Origin of the sequence: Pseudomonas sp. S3E12 (assembly GCF_001702295.1) — a bacterium.
GTDB classification, from domain to species: Bacteria; Pseudomonadota; Gammaproteobacteria; order Pseudomonadales; family Pseudomonadaceae; genus Aquipseudomonas; species Aquipseudomonas marginalis.
Genome location: NZ_MBDT01000035.1, coordinates 1 through 26772, shown reverse-complemented (window position 1 = coordinate 26772; position 26772 = coordinate 1). Strand labels below are relative to the sequence as shown.

The following is a 26772-nucleotide window of genomic DNA, read 5'->3' as shown; positions in this document are numbered from 1 at the left end:
CGATAGTGCCATTCAACTAAACAGCACACCAGACAGATAATATTCAACCGACTTAGTTGAAAATAACGTTTTCCCGGCAAGCCCCGGCCTTCAATGCATTGCGCCCGGCGAAGTTATTAAAAACGTTATTAATTGTCGGAAAACCTCAGGCCCTGCCGTACTTGTCTTCGAAGCGCACAATATCGTCTTCGCCCAGATAAGAGCCCGACTGCACTTCGATCAACTCCAGCGGGATCACCCCCGGGTTTTCCAGGGCGTGCACCTGGCCGATAGGGATATAGGTCGACTGGTTTTCCGACACCAGGTAAGTCTGTTCGCCATTGGTCACCCGCGCCGTACCGCTGACCACGATCCAGTGCTCGGCGCGGTGGTGGTGCATCTGCACCGACAACTTGGCCCCCGGCTTCACCGTGATGCGCTTGACCTGATAGCGCTGGCCATTGTCCACCGAGTCGTACATGCCCCATGGCCGATACACCTCGCGGTGGTTGAGATGCTCATGGCGCCCGGCCTGCTTGAGCAGGTCGACGATGGCCTTGACCTGCTGCACCTGGTCCTTGTGGGCCACCAATACCGCGTCCTTGGTCTCGACAATGATCAGGTCCTGCACCCCAACCGTGGCCACCAGCCGACTGTCGGCGTGGACGTAGGTGTCTCGGGTGTCCAGGCTCAGCCCGTCGCCGCGTATCACATTGCCGCTGGCATCTTTTTCGCTGGCCTCCCACAGCGCCGACCACGAGCCGATATCACTCCAGCCGGCCTGCAACGGCACCATCACCGCGTCATGGGTGTTTTCCATCACCGCGTAATCGATGGAATCGTCCGGGCACGCGGCAAAGGTCGCGGCATGCACGCGGGTGAAGGGTTGATCCTGGCTGCCGCCTTCCAGCGCCACGCGACAGGCCTCGAGGATAGCCGGCTGGAAGCGTTCCAGCTCCTCCAGGTAACGACTGGCGCGGAACATGAACATGCCGCTGTTCCAGTAATACCCGCCGCTGGCCAGGTACGCCGCAGCGGTGGCGGCGTCCGGCTTCTCCACAAAGCGCTTGACCCGATAACCGCCCTCGCCCGCCGCCGCGCCTTGTTCGATATAGCCGTAGCCGGTATGGGCACTGGTGGGCGTGATGCCGAAGGTCACCAACTTGCCTTCACGGGCCAGCGGCAGCGCCACTTCCAGGCTGGCATGAAACGCCGGGACGTCTTCGATCAAATGGTCTGCCGCCAGCACCAGCAGGATCGGGTCCTGGTGCTCGGCCAGCGCCTTGCACGCCGCCAGCGCGATGGCCGGCGCCGTGTTGCGCCCCACCGGCTCCAACAGGATGCTGGCCTGCTCCATGCCCAACTGGCGCAATTGCTCGGCCACCAGGAAGCGATGCTGCTCATTGCAGATCAACTGCGGCAGCGCGACGTTGGCGCCTTCCAGCCGCGTGATGGTCTGCTGCAGCATCGACAGGTGCGCGTCGGTCAGGCGCAGGAACTGCTTGGGGTTCAGTTGCCGCGAAAGCGGCCACAGGCGCGACCCCGAACCGCCTGCCATGATCACCGGTAACAACATGAGAGCGTCCTCGGGAGAGAGAGTCAGAAATAGGCGCGAGTGTGTTCGTGCACCCGCGGGCTGATGCGCAGTTCGTCCTCGGACCACCAGCGGTAATGCTGGTGTTGCTCCGTGGGCGGCTGCAGGGTCTGGCCTTCCGCCAGGTCCAGGCAATAGCCGAGCACCACGTAATGGGTGTCCGGCCCGGCCCCGGCGTTGGCGAACACACTGTCGTCGTAGAAGTGCTCGTACACCCCCAGCAGCCGCGCCTCGGCGCGCTCGAACGGCTGTCCCAGTTCGTCGCGGGTGATGCGCCGGAAGGCGTTGTCGAGGTGTTCGTTTTTCTGGATACGCCCGCCGGGCACGAACCAGAAACCATAGGCCGGCCGATTGACGCGCAGGCCCAACAGGACCTCGCCACGGGCGTTTCTCACCACCAGGTCGATCGCCACCAGCGGCGTCGATGCCACGACCGTATTGAAGGTCGGTAAATCAAGCCACATACCCATCAGACCTGTGCCATAAAGCGTTGCAGAATACGTTCCTTGTCGAGGAACTCCTTGGCGTAGTTCAGCGCCACCTCGTTGCGCGCGGGCAATGCCAGTGCCCGCTCGATCCCGATGTTCAGCGCGGCGACAGACTCCGGTTCAGCCAACAACGCAATGCCGGGGTGTTCCTCGCACAGGCGGCCGAGGGTGGTGCCGGGGTCGGCGGTGATGATGGCGTGGCCGCCCACCGCGAGGATATTGGTCAGTTTGGAAGGCAGCACCGCGTCCGCCACCCCGCGCTTCTGGATCACCAGGTGCACGTCGGCCGAGGCCAGCAGCACCGGCAGATCCTCGTAGGGCTGCAACGGCGCAAACAGCACGTTGCGCAGGCCATCGCGCTGTACACGCTCGAGCAAGCGGGCCTTGCCGGTGCCCTGGCCGACGATCAGGAACACCAACTCCGGGCGATCGGCATAGGCCTGGGCGGCGTCGAGGATCAGTTCCAGGCCCTGCTTCTCGCCGATATTGCCGGCGTACAACAACACCCTTTGGCCCGGCGCCACACCCAGGCGCTGCAGCAGCCCGGGGCTGCGGGGCACCTGGCGAAAGCGGGCGGTTTCCGACCAATTGGGAAAGAACAGCAGGCGCTTGCCGTTCACGCCTTTGCCCCGGGCCTTGTCGAGCATGCCGCTGGAAATCGTCGAGACCCGGTCAAAACGCCGCAACAGCCAGCGCTCAAGCCCAAACGCCAGGCGCCGCACAAGGGAGCCGCCACCGATGCCGAGGCCGAACATCGCGTCCACTTCGTAGTCCTGGATATGCAGCACCGAGCGCGCGCCACTGAGCTTGGCCAACAACAGTGCCTGGGGCGCACAAAACAACGTGGGCACCACCAGGATCACCAGGTCCGGTTTCCAGCGCCACTGCCCCATGACCGCCAAAAACGAACTGGCGGAAAAGCTCATCAGGTGCAGCAGGCGCGTCAACGCCGTGGGCTGGCGTGGCACATACAGCGGGCAGCGAATCACCGTCACGCCGTCGTCCTGCTCGGTGCGAAAGCGCCACGGCGAATAGCCCTCGCCCACTTGCCACTGCGGGTAATACGGCGGCGCCGTCACCACTCGCACCTCATGGCCCTGGCCTGCCAGCCAGCGCGCCTGTTCACCGCTGTACTTGCCGATGCCGGTGAGCTCCGGGCTGTAGTTGATGCCGTACAGGAGGATCTTCATCAGTGGCCCCGAGGCTGTTCGAGGGCCGCGAGGTAGGCGTTGTAGGCGTCGCGCAGGCCCTCTTCCAACGGCACATAGGCTTCCCAGCCGAGGGCGTTGATCCGGCTCACATCCAGCAGCTTGCGCGGTGCGCCGTCGGGCTTGCTGGCGTCGAAGCGCAACTGCCCCTTGAAGCCGGTGACCCGCACCAGCGCCTGGGCCAGTTCGGCGATGGTGCAATCCACCCCGGTGCCGACGTTCAAATGCGAACGCATCGGCTGGGTCTGCTCGCGGTAGCGTTCCTGGCTGAGCTCCATCACATGCACGCTGGCCGCCGCCATGTCATCCACATGCAGGAACTCGCGCCGTGGTTTGCCACTGCCCCAGATCACCACTTCCTCATCGCCGCGCTGCGTCGCCTCATGGAAGCGCCGCAGCAAGGCGGCGATCACATGGCTGTTCTGCGGGTGGTAGTTGTCGCCCGGCCCGTACAGGTTGGTGGGCATCACGCTGCGGTAATCGCGGCCATGCTGGCGGTTGTAGCTTTCGCACAGCTTGATCCCGGCGATCTTGGCCACCGCGTAGGGTTCGTTGGTGGGTTCCAGCGCGCCGTCGAGCAACACCGCTTCGATCATCGGTTGCGGGGCATGCACCGGGTAGATGCAGGACGAGCCGAGGAACAACAGTTTCTCCACGCCATGGCTGTGGGCGGCGTGGATCACGTTGGCCTGGATCATCAGGTTCTGGTAGATGAAATCGGCCGGGTACGTTGCGTTGGCGTGAATCCCGCCGACCTTGGCGGCCGCCAGGTACACCTGGTCCACTCGGTGCCGGGCGAAGTACGCCTGCACTGCCGCCGGGTCGAGCAGGTCCAGTTCGTCACGGCCGGCGGTAAGCAACTGCGTGTAGCCCAAGGCCCACAGGCGCCGCACGATGGCCGAGCCGACCATGCCGCGATGGCCGGCCACGAAGATCCGCGCATCAAAGTCACGTGCCATGCTCAGTTCTCCACGGCAATCGGTGCGTCATGCCCGTGCAGGCGCAACAAGGCGTGGCGCTGGGCGACCTTGAGGTCTTCGCGGACCATCTCCGCGCACATTTCCTGGGCGCTGATTTCCGGCACCCAGCCGAGCAGGCGCTTGGCCTTGGACGGGTCGCCCAACAGCGTCTCGACTTCCGCCGGGCGGAAGTAACGCGGGTCGACGCGCACAATCACATCGCCCACCAGGATGCCCGGCGCCAGGTCGCCGTCGATCCGCTCGACCACCGCCACCTCTTCCACGCCCTCGCCGACAAAGCGCAGATGCAGCCCCAGTTCCGCCGCCGACCAGCGAATAAAGTCGCGCACCGAATACTGCACACCGGTGGCGATGACAAAGTCCTCGGGGTGTTCCTGTTGCAGCATCATCCACTGCATGCGCACGTAGTCCTTGGCGTGGCCCCAGTCGCGCAGTGCATCCATGTTGCCCATGTACAGGCACTGTTCCAGGCCCAGGGCGATGTTGCTCAGGGCGCGGGTGATCTTGCGGGTCACGAAGGTTTCACCGCGACGCGGCGACTCGTGGTTGAACAGGATGCCGTTGCACGCATACAGCCCATAGGCTTCGCGGAAGTTCACGGTGATCCAGTAGGCGTACAGCTTGGCCACCGCATAGGGCGAGCGCGGGTAGAACGGCGTGGTTTCCTTCTGCGGGGTTTCCTGCACCAGCCCGTACAGCTCGGAGGTCGAGGCCTGGTAGAAGCGGGTCTTCTTTTCCAGGCCCAGCAGGCGGATCGCCTCGAGGATGCGCAAGGTGCCGAGGGCATCCACATCGGCGGTGTATTCCGGCGAATCGAAGCTCACCGCCACATGGGATTGGGCGCCGAGGTTGTAGATTTCATCGGGCTGGATCTGCTGGATGATACGCGTCAGGTTCGACGAATCCGCCAGGTCGCCATAGTGCAGGATCAGGTTTTTACGCAGGGCCTGGGGGTCCTGGTAAATATGATCGATGCGCTGGGTATTGAACGACGAAGAACGGCGCTTGAGGCCGTGCACGGTATAGCCTTTTTCCAGCAGCAGCTCGGCCAGGTACGAGCCATCCTGACCGGTGATCCCGGTAATAAGCGCGACTTTATTCATGTCTGTCTCCCAATTGATAGGCGAGCGAAGGCCGACACCCAAACTTGGGTGTTTGTTAAAAACGCTCAGTTACTTCGGTGTGGGCAGGTTCAAGTTATGTCCGGTCAACTTTGAGAGTTCCCGGACAATGGCTTCCTTATCGTTTAAGTGCGCAATCGCGGTTTCCAGTTCGAGCACTTTGGCGCCCACCAGAAAGCGGTACCAATAGCCCTGGAGCAGGTGATAGACCAGGCCGCTGCGGCCATCGAGAAACCCCAGCTGGATGATGTAGCGCCACAGGAAATACGCGGTGGAACTGAGGGTGAACGGCACGCGGTTGTACACGCGGTTCTTGACCAGGCGCTTGGCCTTGGCCTGGAACGAACTCTGCCCGGCATGCAGTTCATCGCGTATCGCAAACAGCCCCAGCCGCGCGTTAAGCACTTCAATCGCTTCGCGGGTGGCGTACTGGTTGTGCTTGTGGGTGAAGAAGGTCAAGTCATGCAGGTTATGGTCGGCAAACCCGCCGTCGAGGGTGATGGTGCGGCCCTCGGCGACCGAGATGTGCTCGTCCATCCAACGGTCCTCCATGCGCCCCTGGCCGGTGCGCCACAGCCGCAGCATCTTCAACGGGTAACGGCCGCCATGGCGCACCCAGCGCCCCATGAAGATATGCTTGCGCTTGAAGTTGATGCCGGTGATGTCGCGGGCCAGGGTCGGCAGCCGGGTATTGATCGCGGCGGCAAGGTCGGCCTCGATGATTTCGTCGGCGTCCAGGCGCATCGTCCAGTTGCCGGTAATCGGCAGGTGATCCAGCGCCCACTGGAACTGCTTGGCCTGGTTGACGAAGGCATGCTGCACCACCAGCGCGCCATGGCGCCGGGCGATGTCGCAGGTGTCGTCGGTGGAAAACGAATCGACCACCAGCACTTCGTCGCTGAAGGCCCGTACCGACTCGATGGCCCGGGCGATATGCAGGCTTTCGTTGTAGGTGAGGATGATCACACTGACGGTTTCGCGCTTCATATCAGCCACCGTGCATCTGCAGGACTTCGGTGGTGAGCCGGCGCGGTGAACGCGCGGCCCGGAAGTGGCTTTCCAGGGGCAGCCCCACGGCGATCATCATGATCAACCGCTCGCTGGCCGGGATGGCGCCGATGCCACGGATCTTCTTTTCCACCGAATTGAGGATCGCCAGGTTCAGCGGGCACGCGCCCAGGCCATTGGCGTGGCAGGCCAGCAGCAGGCCCATGGAAAACAACGCACCGTCGACGTAAAGCTGGTTGCGCTGCCCGGCGCCGCCCCAGGCGGTGACTTCGGACGTGACCACAAACAGGTTGTCCACCGACTGCGCAAACCCGCGCGAGCCGCCTTGCAGCTCCAGCAGCTGCGCGATCACCGCGCGGTCCTGATACACATGCACCCGCGACGACTGCCGGTTGCATTGCGAGGGTGACGACTGCGCCAATTCCACCAGGGACGTCAGCAGGCCACTGTCGATCTTGCCGGCCTGGAACATGCGGCAACTGGAGCGCGATTGCAGGAACGCCTTGGCATCCAGACCGCCGTTGCCCAGCCACGGCGCCGCACGCTTGATACCACCGCTGCCGGCGGTGCCGTCGCGCTTGAGGTGCTCCACATAGGCATCCAGGTAAAACACGAAGTCGTCGCTGATGCCGAGGGTGCGGTGCAGCTCGAGGTAGCCTTGGAACGCGCCGAGGGCCATCTCCACCGGCAGCGCCGAATACGTGCGGTCGTATTCGTTGAGCATATGGATGATGCCGTTGATCTTGTCCTTGCCGAACAGCGGCTTGGGTTCCTTGAGGGACAGGCCCTTTTCCACGGTGTGGGTTTCGATGAGGATTTTGTAGAACAGCTTCTTGTTGCGGCTTTCCAGCGGCGAGTAGCCGTTGTGGCGAATAAACGTGAGCATGTCGCGAAAGAACTCGCTGACGAAATACATCAACTTCCATGCCTTATCCATCATGGGTTTCACCTGTTTCATAGTGCGATGTCTCTCGTTTTGAGGGGGCGGCACGGCGCACCGACGCAAATCATCCAGGCCGGCTGGCTGGCCGTGACCACCGAGCGCGCGCCGACCACGCAGCCCTCCTCCAACACGCAACCGGGGTGGATAAAGGCCTCAGCGGCGACCCACACGTGGTCCTTGATCACAATCTCGCGAGTCACCAGGGGCCGCAGCAGGCTGCGGGTGTCGTGGCTGCCGGTGCACAGGAAGCTGCGCTGGCTGATGGTGACTTTGGAGCCCAGGGTGATTTTGGCCATGGCGTACACATCGACCCCATCGCCGATGGCGGTGTAGTCGCCGATCTCCAGGTTCCACGGCGCCCAGATGCTGCACGTGGGCGCGATGCGGCAGCCCACGCCGACCTTGGCGCCAAAGCAGCGCAGCAACCAACGCCGCCAGTTGTGCAGCATCCAGCGCGGCGTGGGACGAAACAGCAGCTGGTAGACGATGCCCCACAACAGCCGGCGTGCCTTGTTGCTGCGCGGCAGGGTGTCGACGTACTTGAGTTGCGCGAAGTCGCTCATGACCGGATCGCCGCCAGTTGTTCCAACAGGTAGCGCTCGCCCACCTGTTGCAGGGCCTGGCGCCGGGCCCGCACCGCCACCCAGTCGATGGGCGCCGCGATCAAGGCGTGCACCTGGTCGGCATCGTCTGCCGGCAGGAAGCGTTGCGACAGCTCCAGCTTCTCCAGCAGGTTGCGCACACGGGCGTTTAGCGAGGCCTTGTTGCCCGGCAACCCCACGGCGATAAACGGCTTCTCGAAAATGATCGCGAACACCGTGGCGTGGAAGGAGTTGGTCACCACGTAGGCGCTCTCCTTGAGCAACTTGAGCCAATCCTGCGGGCCCACCTGCACGGTCTCGCCGATCTGCCGCCAGCGCCGGTGCGCGTTGTACGGCGAGACAATCGGCCCGGCCACCTGCCGCGACAGCGCCTGGGCCACTTCGCGCACGCCCACGCCGGTGCGCAGCGCATAGCAGAACACGTGGCCGGTACGGGTCTGGGTGGACGTGGCGAGCAGCGCCGAATAGTCGCGGTGCAGCAGCGTCGGGTCCGGCACGCACTGGGCAGCCAGCCCCGAGACCTGTTGCACGATGCTCACCCCGCTCTCCTCGCGCACACTGATCGCCGACAGTTGCTTGAGCAGGCCCTCGGCTTCGGCGTGGTACTGCGGCTCCAGGTATTCCTTGCCGAAACTTGCGGCGTAGGAGATGCGCCGGATCGCCTTGTCGCAGTCGAAGGCCAGGAAGTACGCCGGGTCGAGGCCGGTCTGGCCCGAGGGGTTCCAGATCTGGTCGCTGCCGGCCACCAGCAACTGCTGGCCGGCCACCGCCTGGTGGAGCTGGTGGGCGTGGGCGTAACGCGGCGCCTGGATATTCAGGAAGCGCGTCTTGAACGCCTCGAACTGGCGCGACTGGGCATTCGGCCCCAGCACCCGGGTTTTCAACGCCAGGGTCTTGAGGTACAGGGCCTTGAGGTTGGCCTTGAGCTGGCGCGGGTTGAACAGCTGGCGGATCTCGCTGCCATCCTCCACGTAGGCCGGGTGGTAGTTGATCAGGCTTACCTGCAAGCCCTGTTGCTGCAACCAGCGCTGCAAGGCATAGGCTTGCAGCACCGCGCCGAAGTTTTCGCTGAAGTGGTACGTCAGTATCCCGGCCCTGATGGGGCTAGCAGGTGCGTTCATGATCCAGCCTGTTTCAGTAAGTAATTGGGGTAAACCGCCTGGCGTGCAGGCGCAGCCTTGTTGAGCAGGCCGATGAACATCGACCACACCAGCAGGTAGCTGCCATCGAAGGTGGTGAAGAACTGGTAGCTGGTCTTGAACGAGAAAATCAGCAGGATCGCCACCACGGCCAGGGATACCGGGCTGCGCGGCAACCCGCTGAACAGCAGGCAAAACAGCGCCACGCCGAGCACTCCCAGCTTGGCGGTCACGCCCCAGTAGCCGTTCTCGATATCGAACTTGGAGTTCTCGAACCAGCGCTCGTCATTGGTGGGCACGCCGGGGGTCAATTGCTTGGCCAGGCCATTGCCCAGGAACACCGTGGCGGGGTTGTCGAGAAACGATTCCTTGGCATGGGCGATCTCGAACGCACGGGTCACGTCCTCGCCCTTCTCCTCGAACAGGTACGTGGCAAAGCGCGACACCGCCAAGGGGCTGGCATAGAACGTCAGCGTGCCCAGCGCGCCGATGGCCACCACCAGCACCGCCAACGACTTGAGCTTGCGCTGGGTAATCGCCGACAACAGGATCATCACCGCCATCGCCGCGAGGATGGTCTTGGACCCGGCTGCCAGCAACGTGACCGCGAGGATCAGCATCAAGCCGACCCTGCGCTGGCAACAGGCATAGAAAAACAGCAGCACCGCCGAGCTGGTGGGGAACAACATGATCCGCCCGACTTCGTCGCTGGACTTGGACGCGGCGTTGGTCAGGTCGATGCCCACGCCATACAGGCTGACCTGCAGCAACTGGCCAAGGGCGAAGATGTAGATGATGCGTTCGAGGATGCGCCGGTAGTTGACGCTATGGGCCAGCGCGATTTTTTCCACATTGGCCAACACATAGCTGTACCCGGCCAGCAGCAGCACAAAATAGAAAAACGGAATGCCGGAACGCAGGAACTGGTACAGCGAGATGTTCGCCCCACTGCTCACCAATACCTGCAACACACTGGACGCAACCACCAGCGCCAGCAATGGCAGCGCGCGGGTAAAGCCGCGCGCCGCGTACACCACGAACGGCAGCAACAGCAGCAGCGCCAAGGGTTGCGAGAGGTTGTTGCTCAGCGCCAGGGGCAAGGCGAAGAACGTCAGCGGCAAGTAGAGGGTCAGGCGCGCCTGGGACAGCATCATGGGCCGACCTCCCCCACGCGAATCACCCGCAGGTACACCAACACCACCAGTTCCGGCAGCGACAGCAACAGCGACGCGCCCAGCAGCGGATCGATGCGCTCCTTGCATGCCAGCCACAGCAGCAAGGCCATCACGCTGCTTACGGCATAGATCACTGAGGTGAGGGTGTGGCGATTGGTGGAAATCAGCATCGCTGCGAGGATGAACCAGGCCACATTCAAAATCGTATGGGAGCCGATCAGCGCCAATGACAAGCGATCGACCTGCACCAGACCATGGCTCCACAGCAGGATGACCTGCGGCCCGGCCCAGATCCCGGCGGCATACACCAGCAGGCACAGGCCCAGTACCAGGGAGCTGGCGCGCTGGGTAAAGCGTCGCGCCTGTTCGAACTCGCCGCGCCCGGCCAGCCGCGAGATCTCCGGGGTCAGGGCGTTGCTGCAGGTGATGCCCAACTGGATGATCAGGCGCATCAGGGTGCGCGCCATGGTGTAACCCACCACCACCGCCGGGCCGGCGATCTGGTTGAGCACTTGCAGGCCGCCTTGCAGGGTGATCGCCTGCGCCAGCGGGATCGCCGCGCTGCCCAGCGCCGGTTTCCAGATACCACGGAACTCGGTCCAGGACGCCGACGCCAGCCCCAGCAGCGGCCAGGGTGAAATCCGCCGCACAAACAGGGTCACCAGCACCAGGAACAGCACCTGGCTGAAAAACATGCCCTGGGCCAATTGCAGTTCGGAGCCACCCAGCAGCAATACGACGATGGACAGCACAATGTCCAGGGTCCTGCGGTTGGCCATGATGAAGACGCCGCCGACGGTTCTGTCGATGGTGCGAAACCAGGCGTCGATCGGCCCACCCAGCAAGCGCGTGCACAGGTAGCCGGACATGAACAGCACCACCAGGCCGGCCTGCTCGGCGGTCAAGGTCTTGAGCCCGAGCAGTGACACCCAGTCGAGCCACTGGCCCAAGGTCAGGGCGAATACCAGCACCAGCGCGACCACCGCCAGGGTAAAGGCCAGCGCGGTCTGCACACTGCGCCGCGCCCCCGGCACATCGCCCTGGCTCGCACGCAGCGTGGCGCTGGTGGCCGACGCCTGGGCCACCCCCAGGTCCAGCAGGCTGAGCATCGACGGAATACCGGTGAGCACCAGCCAATCGGCATAGCGCCCGGTGCCCCAGGCGTGCAGGAAGAACGGCACCAGCACCAGTTGCGCCGCCAGCGTCACCAGTTGGGTGTAGCCGTAGCTCAACACGTTGAGGCGAAACCGTCGCGACAACGAGCGCGGCATTTCAAGCACTTTGCTCATGGTCATCAGGCCTTGTCGGACTGATAGGCGTAGCTGTAGTAACCGTAGTCGCCATAGCCGTAGCTGGCGGACCGGCGTTTTTCCACACCATTGAAGATCGCACCCTTGAGCTCGATGCCGTTCTGATGGAAGCGGCGCAGGGTCAACTCGATCTCCTTCGCCGAGTTCACGCCAAAACGGGTGACCATCAGGCTGGTGCCGGCCTGGCGCCCGACAATCGCGGCATCGGTCACCGCCAGCAAGGGCGGCGTGTCGATGATCACCAGGTCATAGCGCTCGCTGACTTCCGCCAGCAACGCGGCGAAGTTGGGGTGCATCAGCAGTTCCGATGGGTTGGGCGGGATCTGCCCACGACCGATAAAGTCGAAGCGCTCCACGGCAGTCGGGTGAATCGCTTCCTGCAGATCACAGCGCTTGGCGAGCAGGTCAGACAACCCCGCCTCCACCGCCTTGCCAAGCATCTTGTGCAAGTAGCCCTTGCGCATGTCGGCATCGATCAGCAGCACGCGCTGGCCCGACTGCGCGACAATCGCCGCCAGGTTGGCCGAGACAAACGTCTTGCCCACCTCGGGGCTCGGGCCGGTGATCATCAGGCGGTTGTTCTTGGCTTCGAGCATGGCGAAGTGCAGGCTGGTACGCAGGCTGCGCATGGCTTCCATCACCAGGTCATGGGGGTGATTGACCGCCAGCAGCGACGGTGCGCCGGAGCGGCCCTTGGCGGCGTTGGTTTCCTCGGCCTTTTGCAACAGGCTGAAGGGGATCGAGGCGTACACCGGCAGGCCGAGTTTCTCGATCTCATCCGGGCTTTCCAGGCCACGGTTGAGCAGGCTGCGCACCAGCACGATACCCACCGAGAGCATGCCGCCGAGCAGCATCGCCAGCAGCACCACGATGACCTTGCGCGGCGCCACAGGCTTGGCCAGGTTGACATCGGCACTGTCGATCAAACGCACGTTGCCCACGGTGCCGGCGCGCATTACGTCGAGCTCCTGGGAGCGGTTGAGCAACTGGGTGTAGATCTCGGTGCCCACTTGCACGTCGCGGGTCAGGCTGAGCAATTCCTGCTGGGTCGTGGGCAAGCCTTCGACGCGCTTGGTCATCTGCGCCTGCTTGGCATTGAGTTCCGCCAGCTTGGCGATCAAGGCGCGATAAGCCGGGTGCTGGGGGGTGAACTTGCGGTCCATCTCGGCCTGTTGCAGCTTGAGTTCGGAGATGCCGGTGTCCAGGGCCACCACCTGGTCGAGCACGGCCTTGGCTTCGAGGCTGATGTCGATGGATTTGCTGCGGGTCTGGAAGCGGTTCAAGGCGTTCTCGGCCTTCTCCAGGTCGCGACGCACCTGGGGCAACTGGTCATTGAGGAACGACAGGCTCTGCGCCGCCTCGGCCGAGGTGCGGTCGACGTTCTGTTTCACATACAGGTTGGAGATTTCATTCAGCGTCCGCACCGCCAGGGCCGGGCGCGTGCTCTCCAGGGACAGGCTGATGATGCCCGACTCCTTGCCGCGTTCGATCACGGTGAGCAGGTCCTGGTAGTCGGCCACCGCGTCCAGGCGCGGCTTGCGCACGATCTTGAAATGCGCGCCCGGATTGGCCCGCAGCTCCTTGACCAGCACCTCGACGCCGTCGGCGGCAAACGGCACGCCGACGCTTCCTGCGGCGATCTCGACGCCGTCCTCATCAAATAACGTGTAGGCCTGGGCCTCGCCGGCCACCAGTACCAGGGTGGTCCCGAGCAACGCCGTCGGCAGGTTCAAACTGCTCAGCGCCAGGGCCTCGCCCCCTGCCGACCAGCGGCTGAAACCGAACAGCGGCGGCGCAATATCGCCCTTGTGTTCAGGCGCATAACGCCGCGCGAGGAAGCCACCGATCAACGGAAAATGCTGCGGCGTGATAGTGATGTCCAACGCCAGGGTATCGACGGTCTTGCCAATGATGGTGCGCGACTTGATCAGCTCGATCTCGGTCACCGCCGGCGATTCCTTGCCCAGCAGGCTGCTGACGTCGGAGAAACCGAGCATGTCGTTCTTCTTCGGTTCCACTTGGATCAACGCATTCGCCTGGAACACCGGCGCCGCCAGAATCGCGTAGGCGGCACCGATCAGCATGCAGGTGCCGGTGATCCCGGCGATCAGCCATTTGTGATCGATCAGGGTGCCAAGCATGCCGAGCACATCGATCTCGTCACGGTGAGGGCTTTCAGGGGAAGCGTTCTGGGGTGAATACATAAATCGCGTCTTCGTCCTTGCAATCGTTTAAAGAGGGAGCGTCAGCGCGCCAGGCGCTGGGCCCAGGCCTGTGCGGCCTGTTCGATCAAGGCATAGGCCTGCACAAAGGCGGGCTTGCCCTGGCGATAGGGGTCGGTGATCTCTCGATCGTGCTGCCACTTGCCCAACAGGAAGACCTTGCCCCGCGCCTCGGGAGCGAGGCCGAGCACGCCGTCGATGTGCCGTTGTTCCATCACCAGGATCAGGTCGGCCTCACTCACGGCTTCAACGCTGAGTTGCCGCGCCTTGTGTGCCCGGGGAACGTGCCCATGCTCCTGCAGCACTTGCCCGGCCGTCGGTTCCAGCGGATGGTCACGCAGCGCCGCCAAGCCCGCCGAACTCACCGTGATTCCGGAGGACGTCAGTGCGGCCCCCAGCAAGTGTTCCGCCGTGGGGCTGCGGCAGATGTTGCCGATGCACACAATCAATATCTTTTTGAACAAGGCAACCTCCCACGCACCGCACACTTATTCTTCGGCAAAAGGGACGACCTTATTTAATCAGTTGCAACTAACGACCGACTAATTATGACCACAGCCTACAAACCGAGACCATCTATCGCGCAAGACAAAAAATAACAATCCCGGCATTAACCGACTAAAACTAACATTCCGGTATTTTTGTACCGTCCCATAATAAAGTGCGATTTGAATGCACCAGACAGGGGACGGCCATGAACACGTCAAAGTTATTGGTAGAGCGTATTGGCCTATTTCCTTCTTCGGGAAATATTCAAGTGGAAGTGCATGATTCATCCCATGTCGTCGAACGCCTGCAGGTGTTGTATGCCGATAACTCACTGGACAGCGACGCGTCCGGTGCCGGGTTTTCCATGGTGTTCGCCGACTGGCGCTTCAAGTTGCAGGTCAGTGACCCGTTGTCGGTATGCCTGTGCGTGGAAAGTCGCGGCGACAGCCAGTTCATGCAGGTCAAGACGGCCGAACTGCTGGCCAATATCTGCGGCACCGAGGAGCGGCCATGAGCCTGTGGGCGGGCTTGAGACGCGGCTATGCGTTGCGCAGGCTGACGGGGATGTTCGAGGGGTTTGCCGAACCGGTGCAGGGCGCGCAGTACCAGCGCAACACCCGGGCCATCGGCCATTGGCTGGACCTATTGCGCGGCAGCTCCCCCCAGCAGATCACCCATGCGCTGTTCCAGCAGATGAAACGCGCGCGGCGCCGTGGCAATGCGCAACGGTTCAACGCGCAGACGACCCTGCTGGCGCTGATGGTGGAAAGCAACCTGGCGCTGGACCTGGCGACCTACTCGGCCTTCCTGTGCGCGGTTTCCAGGCGCCAGGCAGGCTCCTGATGGGGCTGGTCGGCACCTGAGAGGGTCACTGCGACGCGGTTGAGCAGCCACTCCGCGTTGTACTTGGGCACCAGCCCACAGACCAGCAAAAACACCAGCCCGCCGCCGATGAACACGGGGGATACCTTGATGGGCGCGGCATCAATACGCCACAAAAATACACTGGCTGCTGTCGCACCCAGTGCGGCACCGGCCAGGGCTTCATTCAGCGGATGTATATAAGGCGCGACACAATAAGCACTGAACCCGATACTTATCACTACCCCCACCAACGCCGCCGGCCAGCGCCAGGCCAGGTTAAACTGGCGAGCCAGCAAACTCGTTGCCACCGTGACCATCAAACTGGTGTTCATGGCATGGCCACTTATTACAGCAATATCCAAGTGCTGGGACGATAAGCCCCAGCCTTTAAACAGCAACTTGCTGGCCGCCACAATCGAATAAGTCGTACCTACGGTTATTATCCAGGCCCGCAGTGCCCACGGCGCGGAATACCTTAACCAGACAGCAATCACCAGTGCGGCCGGAATCATGACGGTAATGCCGCCATATTGCGCAAGTTCTGCCCGCATCACTGCTTAACCTTCGAGGTGCCGTTTTCGGCGCTCATCAGACCTCAGGCCCAAAAAAAACACAACGTTATCTAGGGTCAGCAACGCGCTCAAAATGCAATTTACTGATCACCAAACATACATATGATTCTATATTTTAATAATTAGGTTAGAACCAAACGGCATTTTACAGCGGCTGTCGCGGCCCCTACCGTGGACGAGCATGACCGACCCCCTGCCCGGCGGAGGTATTCACCCCTACTCGACAAGGACAGACCATGAGCATTGAATTCATCGGCTATATCGGCGGTCACCACGCTTCCGAGATCCACCCACGCAGCGGCCCTACCCTGCAACCGGACTACGTGGAAACCGTGGCCCGCGCCCACGAAGACGCCGGCTTCGACCGCGCGCTGGTGGCGTTCCATTCCAACAGCCCGGACAGCACGCTGATCGCCGCCCATGCCGCCAGCGTGACGAAAAAACTGCAGTTCCTGATTGCCCACCGTCCGGGCTTCGCCCAACCCACCCTGGCCGCCCGCCAGTTCGCCACCCTCGATGTGTTCAATGGCGGGCGCACCGCCGTGCATATCATCACCGGCGGCGACGACCGCGAACTGCGCGCCGATGGCAGCCATATCGGCAAGGACGAACGCTACGCGCGCACCGATGAATACCTGAGCGTGGTCCGCCAGGAATGGACCAGCGATCAGCCCTTCGACTTTGCCGGCACCTACTACCAGGTCGAAGGCGCGCACTCCGCGGTGAAGTCGCCGCAGCAGCCGCATATCCCGCTGTACTTTGGCGGCTCTTCCAAGGCCGCGATTGAAGTGGCAGGCAAGCATGCCGATGTGTATGCGCTGTGGGGCGAAACCTATGAGCAGGTACGCGAGATCGTGACCCAGGTGCGCGCCGAGGCTGCCAAGCATGGGCGCACGATTCGCTTCAGCCTGTCGCTGCGACCGATCCTCGCCGCAACCGAAGAACAGGCATGGGCGCGTGCCGACAGCATCCTGCAACAGGCCACCGAGTTGGCAGAGAAGAATGGCTTTGTGCGGCGTGAACCGCCGAATGAAGGCTCGCGCCGGTTGCTGGCGGCGGCAGCCCAAGGCTCGCGACTGGACAAGCGTTTGTGGACGGGGATTGCGGGGTTGCTGGGCGCGCAGGGCAACTCCACCTCGTTGGTGGGGACCGCCGAACAGGTGGCAGAGGCATTGGTCGATTATTACGACCTCGGCATCACCACCTTCCTGATCCGTGGGTTTGATCCGCTCAATGATGCGATCGACTATGGCAAGCGGTTGATCCCCCTCACCCGCCAGCTGATTGCTGAACGCGAGCAGGCCAAACAGGTCGCGTAAGCAAGAACACCACAAAACCCATGTGGGAGGGGGTGTAAGCCCCCTCCCACATTTTGATTTTCACCTGGTTCGAAATCAGTTCTTGTAGTCGGTATCAGTCCGCTCCAACTGCCGAATCAGCGCATTCCAATGCCGCGCCACCCCCGGTCCTTCGCCACTGGCAAACACCTTGGCCTGTTGTTCGACTTTCGCCACCACTTCGGCCGGCGGGAAGATCAACTCCGCATTCCCCGCCGCCTGCGCCGCCACCTGGATATTGCACGCGCGCTCCAACTGTTGCAGCTGCGCAAACGCATGTTCAACGCTGACGCCGGCGGTCAACAAGCCATGGTTACGCAGGATCATCACGCTCTTGTCGCCCAGGTCCGCCACCAGCCGCTCGCGTTCGTCCAGGTCGAGGGCCACGCCTTCATACCCGTGGTACGCCACGCGCCCGGAAAAACCAATGGAATGCTGGGAGATCGGCAGCAGGCCGTCTTTCTGCGCCGACACCGCAATGCCGTCGCGGGTGTGGGTGTGCAGCACCGCCTGCAGGTCATGGCGTGCGCCGTGGATCGCGCTGTGGATCACATAACCGGCGTAGTTGATGCCCAGGCCGGTAGGGTCATCGACGATAGTGCCGTCGAGGTCGACCTTGACCAGGTTGGACGCGCTGATTTCATCAAACAACAGCCCGAAGGCGTTGATCAGAAAATGCTCCTCCGGCCCCGGTACACGGGCGGAGAAGTGGGTATAGATATGGTCGGTCCACTTGTACAAGGCGGCCAGGCGATAAGCGGCGGCCAGTTTGACGCGCACCTCCCACTCTTGCGGGGTAACGCGCTGGCGAACATTGCTGGTGAGGTTGGTGATCGAGGTGACGCTGCTCATGGCAAAACTTCCTGGATGGCCTTAAGGACTTCCAGGCAAGCCTAGGGGATGGCCAAAAATAATAAAAAGCACATTTTAATCTAAGCTAATTATTATTTTTTTTCATATAACCAACACCAACAACACAAGGCAAATGTGGGAGGGGCAAGCCCCTCCCACATGGATCAGGCTGCGTCGCGAACTTTATGCAGCGACGCCGCCACCCGCTTGCCAAACGCATCCACCGGCCCCTGCAGGTTGCCCAGGAAGTGCGGATAGATCAGCCACAGGTCCATCACCGGCTTGAAATCCTTGAGCGGCATCACCGCCAGCTGCTCACGGTGCGCACTGCGTTCCAGCAACGGCCGTGGCACCAGGCCCAAGCCCAGGCCGTCGGCCACCAGGCCCAGTTGCAGTTCGGTGCCGAAGGTCTCCAGGTTGACCCGCAGGGCCAGGCCCTGATCGGACAAGGTGCGCTGCAAGCCGGCGCGGAAGCCGCAGCCGTCCGGGTTGAGGACCCAGCCGTTCTGGTACACATCGGCCAGCTTGCACGGTTTCTTCGGCAGTTGGGCCTTGGCGCAGACCACCACCAGTTCCATCTTGCCGATGGACTCGCCGACGATGTTGTCCGGGAAAATCTTGCCTGCCGGGAACAGCGCCGCCGCCGCATCCAGTTCGCCGCGTTCGATCTTGCCCACCAACTGGCTGCCCCAGCCGGTGGCGACCTGGGCACGCAAATCGGGGTATTCGCTACGCAGATGCTTGAGCGCGTCCAGCAGCACCACATCGCCGATGGTCTGCGGCACACCCAGGCGCAACAGGCCGGTGGGCGGTGCGTCGGTGGCCACGAGTTCGCGCAGGGCGTCCATCTCGCGCAGGATCAGCCGGCACTGCTCATAGACGCGGGTGCCGATCAACGTCGGCTTGAGGGGTTTGGTGTTGCGGTCGAACAGCTCCACGCCCAGCGCCTGCTCGAAGTTCTGCACGCGGCGGGTAATGGCCGGCTGGGTCAATTGCAACGACTCGGCGGCATGGCTGATGGACTGGCAACGAATCACTTCGACAAAGGCATCGATATCGTCAATTTTCATTTGGGCCGCACATAGAGAACAGTCATTAAGATGTGTGTGAAGCATAGTTGCAGGAACGTGGCGTGAATAGCCCGTGCTGCAATCGATAACGTCTAACGCTATTCAGACGGGTTCTAAATTACCTTCAGCTATAAGCTAATCATTAAAAAATAGCATATTAACTATAAACATTATGCTTAGATAACCCCATCCCTGCGACCACACGATGGAAGTGCCATGACCCAGGCCCGACACCCCGAGAGACTCAGAGCCTTCATAGGCGCCCTGGCGGAACTGATCGACGGCAATCCACGGGAAGGCGACCTGTTGCACCGTGGCGGCAAGCTACTGGCGCAACTGGTCAGCCATGACGACTGGCTCCCCGATGAGTTTGCCCAACCCGACCCCGAGCGCTACCAGCAGTTCTTGCTGCATGCCGATTCGCGCCAGCGTTTCAGCATCGTCAGCTTTGTCTGGGGGCCGGGGCAACGCACGCCGATCCACGACCATCGGGTGTGGGGGCTGATCGGCATGCTGCGTGGTGCAGAGTTTTCCCAAGGCTTCGAACGCGCGCCCGACGGCAGCCTGGTGGCCGAAGGCCAGCCGATTCAACTGGTGCCGGGCCAGGTCGAAGCGGTGTCGCCCAAGGTCGGCGACATCCACCAGGTGAGCAACGCCCACAGCGACCAGGTGTCGATCAGCATTCATGTGTACGGCGCCAATATCGGCGCGGTGCGCCGTGCGGTGTACCAGCCCGACGGCAGCGAGAAACTGTTTATCTCCGGTTATTCCAACGCCTTCCTCCCGAATATCTGGGATTTGTCCAAAGAAAAGAGCCCTGCCCTATGACCACCGTATCGACCCGTAGCTTTGCCCGGATTCGCCAGGCCCTGTTGGACCGTGAAGAAGTCGCCCTGGTGGACGTGCGCGAAGAAGCGCCGTTTGCCGAATCCCACCCGCTGTTCGCGGCGAATATCCCGCTGTCCAAGCTGGAACTGGAGGTGTACTCGCGCATTCCACACCGCGATACCCAGGTCACCGTCTACGACAACGGTGAAGGCCTGGCCGCCCGTGCCGCCGAGCGCCTGGTTGCGCTGGGCTATACCCAGGTCAGCCTGCTGGAAGGTGGCCTGGACGGTTGGCGCCAGGCCGGTGGCGAGCTGTTTATCGATGTGAACGTGCCGAGCAAGGCCTTTGGCGAGCTGGTGGAAAGCGAGCGCCACACGCCGTCCCTCGCCGCTGAAGAAGTGCAGGCGCTGCTCGACAGCCAGGCCGATGTGGTGGTGCTCGACGCCCGCCGTTTCGACGAATACCAGACCATGAGCATCCCCACCGGCATCAGCGTACCCGGTGCCGAGTTGGTGTTGCGCGCGCGCGAACTGGCGCCCGACCCGGCCACCCGCATCATCGTCAACTGCGCCGGGCGTACCCGCAGCATTATCGGCACCCAGTCGCTGATCAATGCCGGCGTGGCCAACCCGGTGTCTGCACTGCGCAATGGCACCATCGGCTGGACCCTGGCCGGGCAGAAGCTCGCCCACGGCCAGTCGCGGCGCTTTGCCCCGACGTCGGAAGAACACCGCCAGATCGCCGCCGTCGATGCCCGCCGTGTCGCCGACAAGGCCCGCGTCGGCCGCGCCACCCTGGCCGACCTGCAAGCCTGGCAGCAAGACGCTGCGCGCACCACCTACCTGTTCGATGTGCGCACCCCGGAAGAATTCGAAGCTGGCCACCTGCCCGGCGCACGCTCCACACCGGGCGGCCAGCTGGTACAGGAAACCGACCATGTCGCCAGCGTGCGCGGGGCACGCCTGGTCCTGGTGGACGACGATGGCGTGCGGGCGAATATGTCTGCGTCCTGGCTGGCCCAACTGGGCTGGGAGGTGCATGTGCTGGATGACCTGCAGGCAGCGCATTTCAGCGCGAAAGGCGCCTGGGTCGCCCCGGTGCCCGCGCCGCCCCAGGCCGAACTGATCAGCCCGCACACCCTCGCCGAATGGCTCACCCATGGCGACACCGTGGTGCTGGATTTCACCGCCAGCGCCAACTACGTCAAGCGCCATATACCCGGTGCCTGGTGGGCGTTGCGTGCGCAACTGCCCGAGGCCCTGGCCAAGATACCCGCCGCCCAGCGTTATGTGCTGACCTGCGGCAGCAGCCAACTGGCGCGCCTGGCGGTGGCCGAAGTCGAAGCGATCACCGGCAAGCAAGTGTTCCTGCTGCAAGACGGCACCGCCGCCTGGATCAACGCGCAACTGCCACTGGAAGAAGGCGAAACCCACCTGGCCTCGCCGCGTATCGACCGCTACCGCCGGCCGTACGAAGGCACCGACAACCCCAGGGAGGCCATGCAGGCTTATCTGGATTGGGAGTTCGGTCTGGTGGAGCAACTGGCCCGCGATGGGACCCATGGGTTCTATGTGATCTGATCACTTTTTTGCAGGTCCAGCACAGATCTCTGTGGGAGGGGGCTTGCCCCCGATTGAGGTGTGTCAGTCAGTACATCTGATACTGATAGACCGCAATCGGGGGCAAGCCCCCTCCCACATGGGCCGCATCTACTTCAACACCAATAAATGAAATTAAAGAATAATTAATTCGAAAATAATCAATTATTTTAATAATTACCATATAACCAAAAAGACCTTCACAGCAGGTTTTTATGGGCATAACGTGAACTCCTCACCGACCCCTTCTCCAGGCGGAGGTAGCCGAACCCTTTATCGATCTGCCTGGAGCCTGCATCCCATGGTCTTTTCCACTCCGTTCAAACGCCTGCTCCTGGGCACCGCCCTGGCCCTTGGCCTGGCCACCGGCGCCCACGCCGCCGACCTGCAACCGCTGCGGGTGGCCAATCAGAAATCGACGATCAAGACGCTGCTGGAAGTCTCCGGCGAAACGAAAAACGTGCCCTATGAAATCCAGTGGTCGGAATTCCCGTCCGCCTCGCCCCTGGGCGAAGCCTTGAATGCCGGTGCCGTGGATATCGGTGCCCTGGGCGATGCGCCCTACGTGTTTGCCCTTGGCGCCGGCGCTTCGCTCAAGGTGGTCAGCATCATCCACGCCGAAGGGCGTAACACCACCGCCCTGCTGGTGCCCAAGGATTCGCCGATCAAGACGGTGGCCGACCTCAAGGGCAAGAAAATCGTCACCGGCCGCGGCTCCATCGGCCACTACCTGGCGATCAAGGCCCTGGCCACCGCCGGCCTGACCACCCAGGATGTGCAGTTCATTTTCCTGCTGCCCAGCGAGTCGCGCCTGGTGCTGGATAACGGCACCGTCGACGCCTGGTCGACCTGGGACCCCTACACCACCGTGGTCACCTCACAAAGCCAGGCGCGGATCCTGGCCAGCGGCAACACGCTGTTGAGCAACCACCTGTACCTCGCCGCCACCGGCCAGGCCATCGCCGACAAGCGCACGCAGCTGGACGACTTTGTCGCCCGCGTCGACCGCGCCTACGCCTGGGCCAATACCCACCCCGACGAGTACGCCGCCGCCCAGGCCAAAATCACCGGGCTGCCGCTGGCCGTGCATGTGGCCGTGGCCAAGGAAACCCGCCTGAGCCCGGTGCTGATTGACGACAGCGTGATCAGTGGCCTGCAGGCCACCGCCGACACCTACCAGCAAGAAGGCCTGCTGCCCCGGCACATCGACGTGTCCCAGGGCTTCGACACGAGCTTTAACGCCAAGCGCGCCCCCAACAACCAAGCATCACGCTGAAGGAGCAGAACATGAGCACGCCACATCCATTGAAACCCCGCCATTTGAAATTAGGCGCCATGGTCCACGGTGTCGGACACGGCTGGGGCGAATGGCGCCATCCCCAGGCGCAACCGAATGCCAGTACGAATTTCGGCTTCTACAAGCAGCAGACCGAACTCGCCGAAGCGGCCAAGTTCGACTTCGTGTTCATCGCCGACAGCCTGCACATCCACGCCAAGTCCAGCCCGCATTACCTCAACCGTTTCGAACCGCTGACCATCCTCTCGGCCCTGGCCGCGTTGACCACGCATATCGGCCTGGTGGCCACCGTGACCGTCAGCTACACCGAGCCCTACCAGGTGGCGCGCCAGTTCGCGTCCCTGGACCATATCAGCGGCGGGCGCGCCGGCTGGAACGTGGTGACCTCGTGGCTCAGCGGCACCGCCGACAACTTCGGTAAAGCCGAGCACCCACCCCACGCCGTGCGCTACCGCATCGCCAAGGAACACCTGAACACGGTCAAGGGCCTGTGGGATTCCTGGGAAGACGACGCCTTTGCCTACAACAAGCAAAGCGGTGAATTCTTTACCCCGGGCAAGCTGCATGCGCTGAACCACAAAGGCGAGTTTTTCTCGGTCAAAGGCCCGCTGAACATTGCACGCTCGCGCCAGGGCCAGCCGGTGATTTTCCAGGCGGGCACCTCCGAAGACGGGCGTAACTTTGCGGCGCAGAACGCCGACGCCATCTTTGTGCATGTGGAGAGCATCGAAGAAGGCCTGGCCTACACCCAGGACCTCAAGCGCCGCGCCAAGGGCTTTGGCCGCGACGCCGACAGCCTGTCGATTCTGCCGGGCATCCGCCCGATTGTCGGCCGCGACGAGGCCGAAGTGGAAAGCCGCTATCAACAGGCGGTGGAGCTGGTCACCGTGGAAGACGCCATCGTCGCCCTCGGCCGCCCGTTCAACGACCATGACTTCAGCCAGTACCCGCTGGACGCGCCCTTCCCGGAACTCGGCGACCTGGGCGCCAACAGCCAGAAAGGCGGCTCCGACCGTATCAAGCAACTGGCCAGGGACGAAGGCCTGACCCTGCGCGAAGTGGCGCTGCGTTTCTCGCGGCCCAAGCGTGATTTTGTCGGCACCCCGGAGCAAGTCGCCGACGCGATCCAGACCTGGTTCGAACGCGGTGCCAGCGATGGTTTCATCATCAACTCGGTGCTGCCGGACGGCTTGCAGTACTTCACCGAACTGGTGGTGCCGGTGCTGCAACAGCGTGGCCTGTTCCGTAGCGAATACACGGGGCACACCCTGCGCGACAACCTTGGCCTGGACGTGCCGGCCAACCGTTACAGCGTGATCGAAGCCCGCGAAAAGGCCCAGGCCTGAACACTATCCCCTGTGGGAAGGGGCTTGCTCCCGATTGCGGTAGGCCTGTCACAGATGGATTGACTGACACACCGCAATCGGGAGCAAGTCGAATCGTCGCACCGCCCCTCCCACATTCTTGACCGAGCACATACTGATGACTCAATCGTCTCTACGCACTGTGAACGTTGTCGATTTCGACGCCCTGCTCGAATACTTGAGCGCCGAGCTGGCCGGCACCGCGCACCTGTATGACGAGAGCGGCGCCTTCCCCCATGCCAACTTCCAGCGGCTGCACGACCACGGCCTGGTCGCCCTCACCGTGCCCAAGGCCCTCGGCGGCGGTGGAGCCAGCCTGCCCCAGGCGCGCAAGGCGATCAGTGCGATTGCCAAGGGCGAACCGTCCACCGCACTGATCCTGGTGATGCAATACCTGCAACATAACCGCCTGCAAGACAGCAAGACCTGGCCGCCCCACCTGCGTACCCGAGTGGCCGAGGACGCGGTGCGCGACGGTGCATTGATCAATGCCCTGCGCGTCGAACCCGACCTCGGCACCCCGGCCCGTGGCGGGCTGCCGGCGACGACTGCCGTGCGCACTGCCGAGGGCTGGCGCATCAGCGGGCGTAAGATCTACTCCACCGGCAGCCATGGTCTGAGCTGGTTCAGCGTATGGGCGCGCAGCGATGACGCCGACCCGCTGGTGGGCGCCTGGCTGGTGCCCAAGGACAGCCCCGGCGTAAGCATCATCGACACCTGGGACCACCTCGGCATGCGCGCCACCTGCAGCCATGAAGTGGTGCTCGACAATGTGCTGGTGCCACTGGACCACGCCGTCAGCGTCAGCCCCTGGAGCGCGCCGCAACCGGAACTGGATGCCGAGGGTTTCCTGTGGATGTCGGTGCTGCTGTCCTCGGTGTATGACGCTGTGGCCCAGGCTGCGCGGGACTGGCTGGTGAACTGGCTGGAAGAGCGCCAGCCATCCAATCTCGGTGCGGCGTTGTCGACATTACCGCGTTTCCAGGAAACCGTCGGCCATATCGACACCCTGCTCTTCGCCAACCGCAGCCTGCTCGACGCCGCCGCCGACGGCCACACTCCGGCCGCCAACGCCGCGCAGTTGAAGTACCTGGTCACCCACAACGCCATCCGTGCCGTGGAGCTGGCCATCGAGGCCTCCGGCAACCCTGGCCTGTCGCGCCATAGCCCGCTGCAACGCCACTACCGCGATGTGCTGTGCAGTCGCGTGCATACTCCGCAGAACGATGCGGTGCTGCAGGGCGTCGGTAAAGCCGTGTTCGCCCAACGCCAGAAGGAGCGCACATGAGCCAGGTGATCATTGCCAGCCAACTGGGCGAAGACTACAACGAGGTGATCCGAGCGCGCGTCACCGCGATCCACCCCGGAGCACAGGTCATCGGCGTGCCGGAGGGCGTACCCAGCGACCTGCCGCCCCAGGCGAATATCCTGCTGCTGCGCCCGATCAACGTGCGCGGCTACACCGCCCCGGACACCCCGCCACCGGGCTGGCCCTACGGCGCGCAATGGGTGCACCTGGTCTCATCGGGCATCGACTTCTACCCGCAATGGCTGTTCAACGGCCCGCCGGTGACCACCTCCCGAGGCAGCGCCGCCGACAACCTGGCCGAGTTCGCCCTGGCAGCGATCTTTGCCGCCTCCAAGCATTTGCCGGACATCTGGGTGAAGGACTCGCAATGGAATTTCACCGCCCTGCGCCCCCTCAAGGGCACCACCCTGGGCATTCTCGGCTTTGGCGCGATTGGTGAAAGCCTGGCGCAAAAAGCCCTGGGCCTGGGCATCAAGGTGGTCGCGCTGCGTCAGAGCCAGGCACCGTTCGGCGCCGGCGTGGACGCCGCCCAGGACATCCACGACCTGTTCGCCCGCGCCGACCACCTGGTGGTGGCCGCGCCACTGACCGACGCCACGCGGCATATCATCAACCGCGATGTGCTGGGCAGCGCCAGGCCGGGCCTGCACCTGATCAACATCGCACGTGGGGGCCTGCTCGATCAGGAGGCGTTGCTGGAGGCGCTGGACAACGGCCAGATCGGCCTGGCATCGCTCGACGTGACCGAGCCGGAGCCCTTGCCGGACGGGCACCCGTTGTACAGCCACCCACGGGTACGGTTGTCGCCCCATACGTCGGCGATTTCGACCAATAGCCGCAACGAGATTGCCGATACGTTCTTGGCGAATCTGGAGCGCTACGTTTCAGGGATCGCACTGGCGAATCTGGCTAACGCCTGACGCCGTTCAAAAATGTCGGAGGGGCGGTGCGACGATTCGACTTGCTCCCGTGGCGGCCTTCGGGCCGACCATGTCGTTGGAGTTGAGCGAGTACATATCCGTTGCTGCGGTAACGGCGGCTTAGGGTTCCGCCCTTACGGCGGGTCACTTTTGGAAAAGAGCCCCAAAAGTAACCAAAAGGGCTCTTGCCCCACCACTCGGTACCTCGCCTAGGCTCGGTATGCCCGAACGTAGGCTTGAATCCGTGGGCCGCCGTCATGGGCCATCCATGGCCCAGGACGGCTAACCCGGCGTCCTGCCGGGTTACCCACGGATTCAAGCCTGCGTTCGGCCAGCATGTTTGACGGGGCGCCTAGGATCAAAAGCAGAGCAAAAGCAGAGCAAAAGCAGGCTGAGGTCTGCCTGCTGGATGGAGATCCAAATGTGGGAGGGGGCTTGCCCCCGATGAGGGTGGGTCAGTGATACTTGGGTTGACTGACTCACCGCTATCGGGGGCAAGCCCC

The 26772-nt window shown here is 62.9% G+C and carries 26 protein-coding genes; 9 read left to right on the top strand and 17 right to left on the bottom strand.

What is annotated here, in order from left to right:
- Window positions 1-145: 145 nt before the first annotated feature.
- From BB029_RS29430 to BB029_RS29370, 13 genes are all read right to left on the bottom strand, one after another.
- Window positions 146-1555, bottom strand: a complete 1410-nt coding sequence (locus BB029_RS29430; RefSeq protein WP_065941938.1) for a mannose-1-phosphate guanylyltransferase/mannose-6-phosphate isomerase — start codon at window positions 1553-1555, stop codon at window positions 146-148.
- A gap of 23 nt (window positions 1556-1578) precedes the next feature.
- The gene (locus BB029_RS29425) at window positions 1579-2037 is read right to left on the bottom strand and encodes a GDP-mannose mannosyl hydrolase (protein ID WP_065942121.1); all 459 of its coding nucleotides are present in this window, start codon (window positions 2035-2037) and stop codon (window positions 1579-1581) included.
- Between the two features lie 5 nt (window positions 2038-2042).
- Window positions 2043-3251 carry a glycosyltransferase WbuB gene (locus BB029_RS29420; RefSeq protein WP_065941937.1) on the bottom strand — a complete coding sequence of 403 codons (1209 nt, stop codon included), beginning with the start codon at window positions 3249-3251 and terminating at the stop codon, window positions 2043-2045.
- Window positions 3251-4228, bottom strand: a complete 978-nt coding sequence (locus BB029_RS29415; protein WP_065925164.1) for a GDP-L-fucose synthase — start codon at window positions 4226-4228, stop codon at window positions 3251-3253. Before BB029_RS29415 ends, BB029_RS29420 begins: the two co-directional genes overlap by 1 nt.
- Before the next feature lie 2 nt (window positions 4229-4230).
- Window positions 4231-5352 (bottom strand): GDP-mannose 4,6-dehydratase, encoded by a 1122-nt coding sequence (gmd, locus tag BB029_RS29410; protein ID WP_027608681.1) that lies wholly within the window; start codon window positions 5350-5352, stop codon window positions 4231-4233.
- 69 nt (window positions 5353-5421) lie between these two features.
- Complete coding sequence (locus tag BB029_RS29405) at window positions 5422-6357, bottom strand: glycosyltransferase family 2 protein (protein WP_027608682.1); 936 nt, start codon at window positions 6355-6357, stop codon at window positions 5422-5424.
- Window position 6358: 1 nt separating this feature from the next.
- Entirely contained in the window at window positions 6359-7318 is a 960-nt protein-coding gene (locus BB029_RS29400; protein ID WP_159440249.1) for a nitroreductase family protein, read from the bottom strand.
- A gap of 14 nt (window positions 7319-7332) precedes the next feature.
- Entirely contained in the window at window positions 7333-7884 is a 552-nt protein-coding gene (locus BB029_RS29395; protein WP_027608684.1) for an acetyltransferase, read from the bottom strand.
- Complete coding sequence (locus BB029_RS29390; protein ID WP_065941936.1) at window positions 7881-9044, bottom strand: polysaccharide pyruvyl transferase family protein; 1164 nt, start codon at window positions 9042-9044, stop codon at window positions 7881-7883. The genes BB029_RS29395 and BB029_RS29390 overlap by 4 nt, the downstream gene beginning before the upstream one ends.
- A complete protein-coding gene (locus BB029_RS29385; protein WP_065941935.1) occupies window positions 9041-10216 on the bottom strand; it encodes an O-antigen ligase family protein in 1176 nt (391 codons plus the stop codon). The genes BB029_RS29390 and BB029_RS29385 overlap by 4 nt, the downstream gene beginning before the upstream one ends.
- A complete protein-coding gene (locus BB029_RS29380; protein ID WP_065941934.1) occupies window positions 10213-11526 on the bottom strand; it encodes a lipopolysaccharide biosynthesis protein in 1314 nt (437 codons plus the stop codon). Before BB029_RS29380 ends, BB029_RS29385 begins: the two co-directional genes overlap by 4 nt.
- 5 nt (window positions 11527-11531) lie before the next feature.
- On the bottom strand, window positions 11532-13751 hold the full coding sequence (locus tag BB029_RS29375; RefSeq protein WP_065941933.1) for a polysaccharide biosynthesis tyrosine autokinase: 2220 nt from the start codon (window positions 13749-13751) through the stop codon (window positions 11532-11534).
- Between the two features lie 41 nt (window positions 13752-13792).
- Entirely contained in the window at window positions 13793-14233 is a 441-nt protein-coding gene (locus BB029_RS29370) for a low molecular weight protein-tyrosine-phosphatase (protein ID WP_065941932.1), read from the bottom strand.
- A 230-nt stretch (window positions 14234-14463) separates the two neighbouring features.
- On the opposite strand from BB029_RS29370, the gene BB029_RS33970 reads away from it, so the two are divergent.
- Together BB029_RS33970 and BB029_RS29360 are read left to right on the top strand one after the other, a co-directional pair.
- Window positions 14464-14772, top strand: a complete 309-nt coding sequence (locus BB029_RS33970) for a phosphomannomutase (protein WP_223841602.1) — start codon at window positions 14464-14466, stop codon at window positions 14770-14772.
- Window positions 14769-15101 carry a hypothetical protein gene (locus tag BB029_RS29360; RefSeq protein ID WP_065925155.1) on the top strand — a complete coding sequence of 111 codons (333 nt, stop codon included), beginning with the start codon at window positions 14769-14771 and terminating at the stop codon, window positions 15099-15101. The genes BB029_RS33970 and BB029_RS29360 overlap by 4 nt, the downstream gene beginning before the upstream one ends.
- On the opposite strand, the gene BB029_RS29355 is transcribed toward BB029_RS29360, so the two are convergent.
- Entirely contained in the window at window positions 15053-15673 is a 621-nt protein-coding gene (locus tag BB029_RS29355) for a hypothetical protein (protein ID WP_371914643.1), read from the bottom strand. The genes BB029_RS29360 and BB029_RS29355 overlap by 49 nt on opposite strands.
- A 257-nt stretch (window positions 15674-15930) precedes the next feature.
- Between BB029_RS29355 and BB029_RS29350 the strand changes: the two genes are divergently transcribed.
- The gene (locus tag BB029_RS29350) at window positions 15931-17013 is read left to right on the top strand and encodes an LLM class flavin-dependent oxidoreductase (protein ID WP_065941930.1); all 1083 of its coding nucleotides are present in this window, start codon (window positions 15931-15933) and stop codon (window positions 17011-17013) included.
- Window positions 17014-17088: 75 nt separating this feature from the next.
- Here the strand turns inward: BB029_RS29350 and BB029_RS29345 are convergent, their stop codons facing one another.
- Both BB029_RS29345 and BB029_RS29340 read right to left on the bottom strand, forming a co-directional pair.
- Complete coding sequence (locus BB029_RS29345; RefSeq protein ID WP_027608693.1) at window positions 17089-17883, bottom strand: class II aldolase/adducin family protein; 795 nt, start codon at window positions 17881-17883, stop codon at window positions 17089-17091.
- A gap of 164 nt (window positions 17884-18047) precedes the next feature.
- Window positions 18048-18953, bottom strand: coding sequence for a LysR family transcriptional regulator (locus tag BB029_RS29340; RefSeq protein WP_027608694.1), 906 nt, complete (start codon window positions 18951-18953; stop codon window positions 18048-18050).
- Window positions 18954-19169: 216 nt separating this feature from the next.
- Here BB029_RS29340 and BB029_RS29335 point away from each other — a divergent pair, with 216 nt between their 5' ends.
- Window positions 19170-19781 (top strand): cysteine dioxygenase, encoded by a 612-nt coding sequence (locus BB029_RS29335; RefSeq protein WP_065941929.1) that lies wholly within the window; start codon window positions 19170-19172, stop codon window positions 19779-19781.
- Entirely contained in the window at window positions 19778-21361 is a 1584-nt protein-coding gene (locus tag BB029_RS29330) for a rhodanese homology domain-containing protein (protein WP_065941928.1), read from the top strand. The genes BB029_RS29335 and BB029_RS29330 overlap by 4 nt, the downstream gene beginning before the upstream one ends.
- A gap of 67 nt (window positions 21362-21428) precedes the next feature.
- Here the strand turns inward: BB029_RS29330 and BB029_RS33450 are convergent, their stop codons facing one another.
- Complete coding sequence (locus BB029_RS33450; RefSeq protein WP_168166849.1) at window positions 21429-21602, bottom strand: hypothetical protein; 174 nt, start codon at window positions 21600-21602, stop codon at window positions 21429-21431.
- Window positions 21603-21680: 78 nt separating this feature from the next.
- Between BB029_RS33450 and BB029_RS29325 the strand changes: the two genes are divergently transcribed.
- From BB029_RS29325 to BB029_RS29310, 4 genes are all read left to right on the top strand, one after another.
- Window positions 21681-22655 carry an ABC transporter substrate-binding protein gene (locus BB029_RS29325; RefSeq protein ID WP_065941927.1) on the top strand — a complete coding sequence of 325 codons (975 nt, stop codon included), beginning with the start codon at window positions 21681-21683 and terminating at the stop codon, window positions 22653-22655.
- Between the two features lie 11 nt (window positions 22656-22666).
- A complete protein-coding gene (locus BB029_RS29320) occupies window positions 22667-24022 on the top strand; it encodes an LLM class flavin-dependent oxidoreductase (protein ID WP_065941926.1) in 1356 nt (451 codons plus the stop codon).
- Window positions 24023-24158: 136 nt separating this feature from the next.
- A complete protein-coding gene (locus tag BB029_RS29315; protein ID WP_065941925.1) occupies window positions 24159-25328 on the top strand; it encodes an acyl-CoA dehydrogenase family protein in 1170 nt (389 codons plus the stop codon).
- The gene (locus BB029_RS29310) at window positions 25325-26269 is read left to right on the top strand and encodes a D-isomer specific 2-hydroxyacid dehydrogenase family protein (RefSeq protein ID WP_065941924.1); all 945 of its coding nucleotides are present in this window, start codon (window positions 25325-25327) and stop codon (window positions 26267-26269) included. The genes BB029_RS29315 and BB029_RS29310 overlap by 4 nt, the downstream gene beginning before the upstream one ends.
- Window positions 26270-26772 lie beyond the last annotated feature (503 nt).

Bases quoted from the DNA above. Each gene is read 5' to 3' on its own strand.
- BB029_RS29345 (WP_027608693.1), bottom strand. From the start codon at position 17,883: ATGAGCAGCGTCACCTCGATCACCAACCTCACCAGCAATGTTCGCCAG.
- BB029_RS29315 (WP_065941925.1), top strand. From the start codon at position 24,159: ATGACTCAATCGTCTCTACGCACTGTGAACGTTGTCGATTTCGACGCC.
- BB029_RS29400 (WP_159440249.1), bottom strand. From the start codon at position 7,318: ATGATGGATAAGGCATGGAAGTTGATGTATTTCGTCAGCGAGTTCTTT.
- BB029_RS29390 (WP_065941936.1), bottom strand. From the start codon at position 9,044: ATGAACGCACCTGCTAGCCCCATCAGGGCCGGGATACTGACGTACCAC.
- BB029_RS29355 (WP_371914643.1), bottom strand. From the start codon at position 15,673: ATGCGGGCAGAACTTGCGCAATATGGCGGCATTACCGTCATGATTCCG.
- BB029_RS29335 (WP_065941929.1), top strand. From the start codon at position 19,170: ATGACCCAGGCCCGACACCCCGAGAGACTCAGAGCCTTCATAGGCGCC.
- BB029_RS33970 (WP_223841602.1), top strand. From the start codon at position 14,464: ATGAACACGTCAAAGTTATTGGTAGAGCGTATTGGCCTATTTCCTTCT.
- gmd (WP_027608681.1), bottom strand. From the start codon at position 5,352: ATGAATAAAGTCGCGCTTATTACCGGGATCACCGGTCAGGATGGCTCG.
- BB029_RS33450 (WP_168166849.1), bottom strand. From the start codon at position 21,602: ATGCCCATAAAAACCTGCTGTGAAGGTCTTTTTGGTTATATGGTAATT.
- BB029_RS29320 (WP_065941926.1), top strand. From the start codon at position 22,667: ATGAGCACGCCACATCCATTGAAACCCCGCCATTTGAAATTAGGCGCC.
- BB029_RS29340 (WP_027608694.1), bottom strand. From the start codon at position 18,953: ATGAAAATTGACGATATCGATGCCTTTGTCGAAGTGATTCGTTGCCAG.
- BB029_RS29415 (WP_065925164.1), bottom strand. From the start codon at position 4,228: ATGGCACGTGACTTTGATGCGCGGATCTTCGTGGCCGGCCATCGCGGC.
- BB029_RS29350 (WP_065941930.1), top strand. From the start codon at position 15,931: ATGAGCATTGAATTCATCGGCTATATCGGCGGTCACCACGCTTCCGAG.
- BB029_RS29425 (WP_065942121.1), bottom strand. From the start codon at position 2,037: ATGTGGCTTGATTTACCGACCTTCAATACGGTCGTGGCATCGACGCCG.
- BB029_RS29375 (WP_065941933.1), bottom strand. From the start codon at position 13,751: ATGTATTCACCCCAGAACGCTTCCCCTGAAAGCCCTCACCGTGACGAG.
- BB029_RS29330 (WP_065941928.1), top strand. From the start codon at position 19,778: ATGACCACCGTATCGACCCGTAGCTTTGCCCGGATTCGCCAGGCCCTG.
- BB029_RS29430 (WP_065941938.1), bottom strand. From the start codon at position 1,555: ATGTTGTTACCGGTGATCATGGCAGGCGGTTCGGGGTCGCGCCTGTGG.
- BB029_RS29360 (WP_065925155.1), top strand. From the start codon at position 14,769: ATGAGCCTGTGGGCGGGCTTGAGACGCGGCTATGCGTTGCGCAGGCTG.
- BB029_RS29385 (WP_065941935.1), bottom strand. From the start codon at position 10,216: ATGATGCTGTCCCAGGCGCGCCTGACCCTCTACTTGCCGCTGACGTTC.
- BB029_RS29420 (WP_065941937.1), bottom strand. From the start codon at position 3,251: ATGAAGATCCTCCTGTACGGCATCAACTACAGCCCGGAGCTCACCGGC.
- BB029_RS29405 (WP_027608682.1), bottom strand. From the start codon at position 6,357: ATGAAGCGCGAAACCGTCAGTGTGATCATCCTCACCTACAACGAAAGC.
- BB029_RS29310 (WP_065941924.1), top strand. From the start codon at position 25,325: ATGAGCCAGGTGATCATTGCCAGCCAACTGGGCGAAGACTACAACGAG.
- BB029_RS29325 (WP_065941927.1), top strand. From the start codon at position 21,681: ATGGTCTTTTCCACTCCGTTCAAACGCCTGCTCCTGGGCACCGCCCTG.
- BB029_RS29395 (WP_027608684.1), bottom strand. From the start codon at position 7,884: ATGAGCGACTTCGCGCAACTCAAGTACGTCGACACCCTGCCGCGCAGC.
- BB029_RS29380 (WP_065941934.1), bottom strand. From the start codon at position 11,526: ATGAGCAAAGTGCTTGAAATGCCGCGCTCGTTGTCGCGACGGTTTCGC.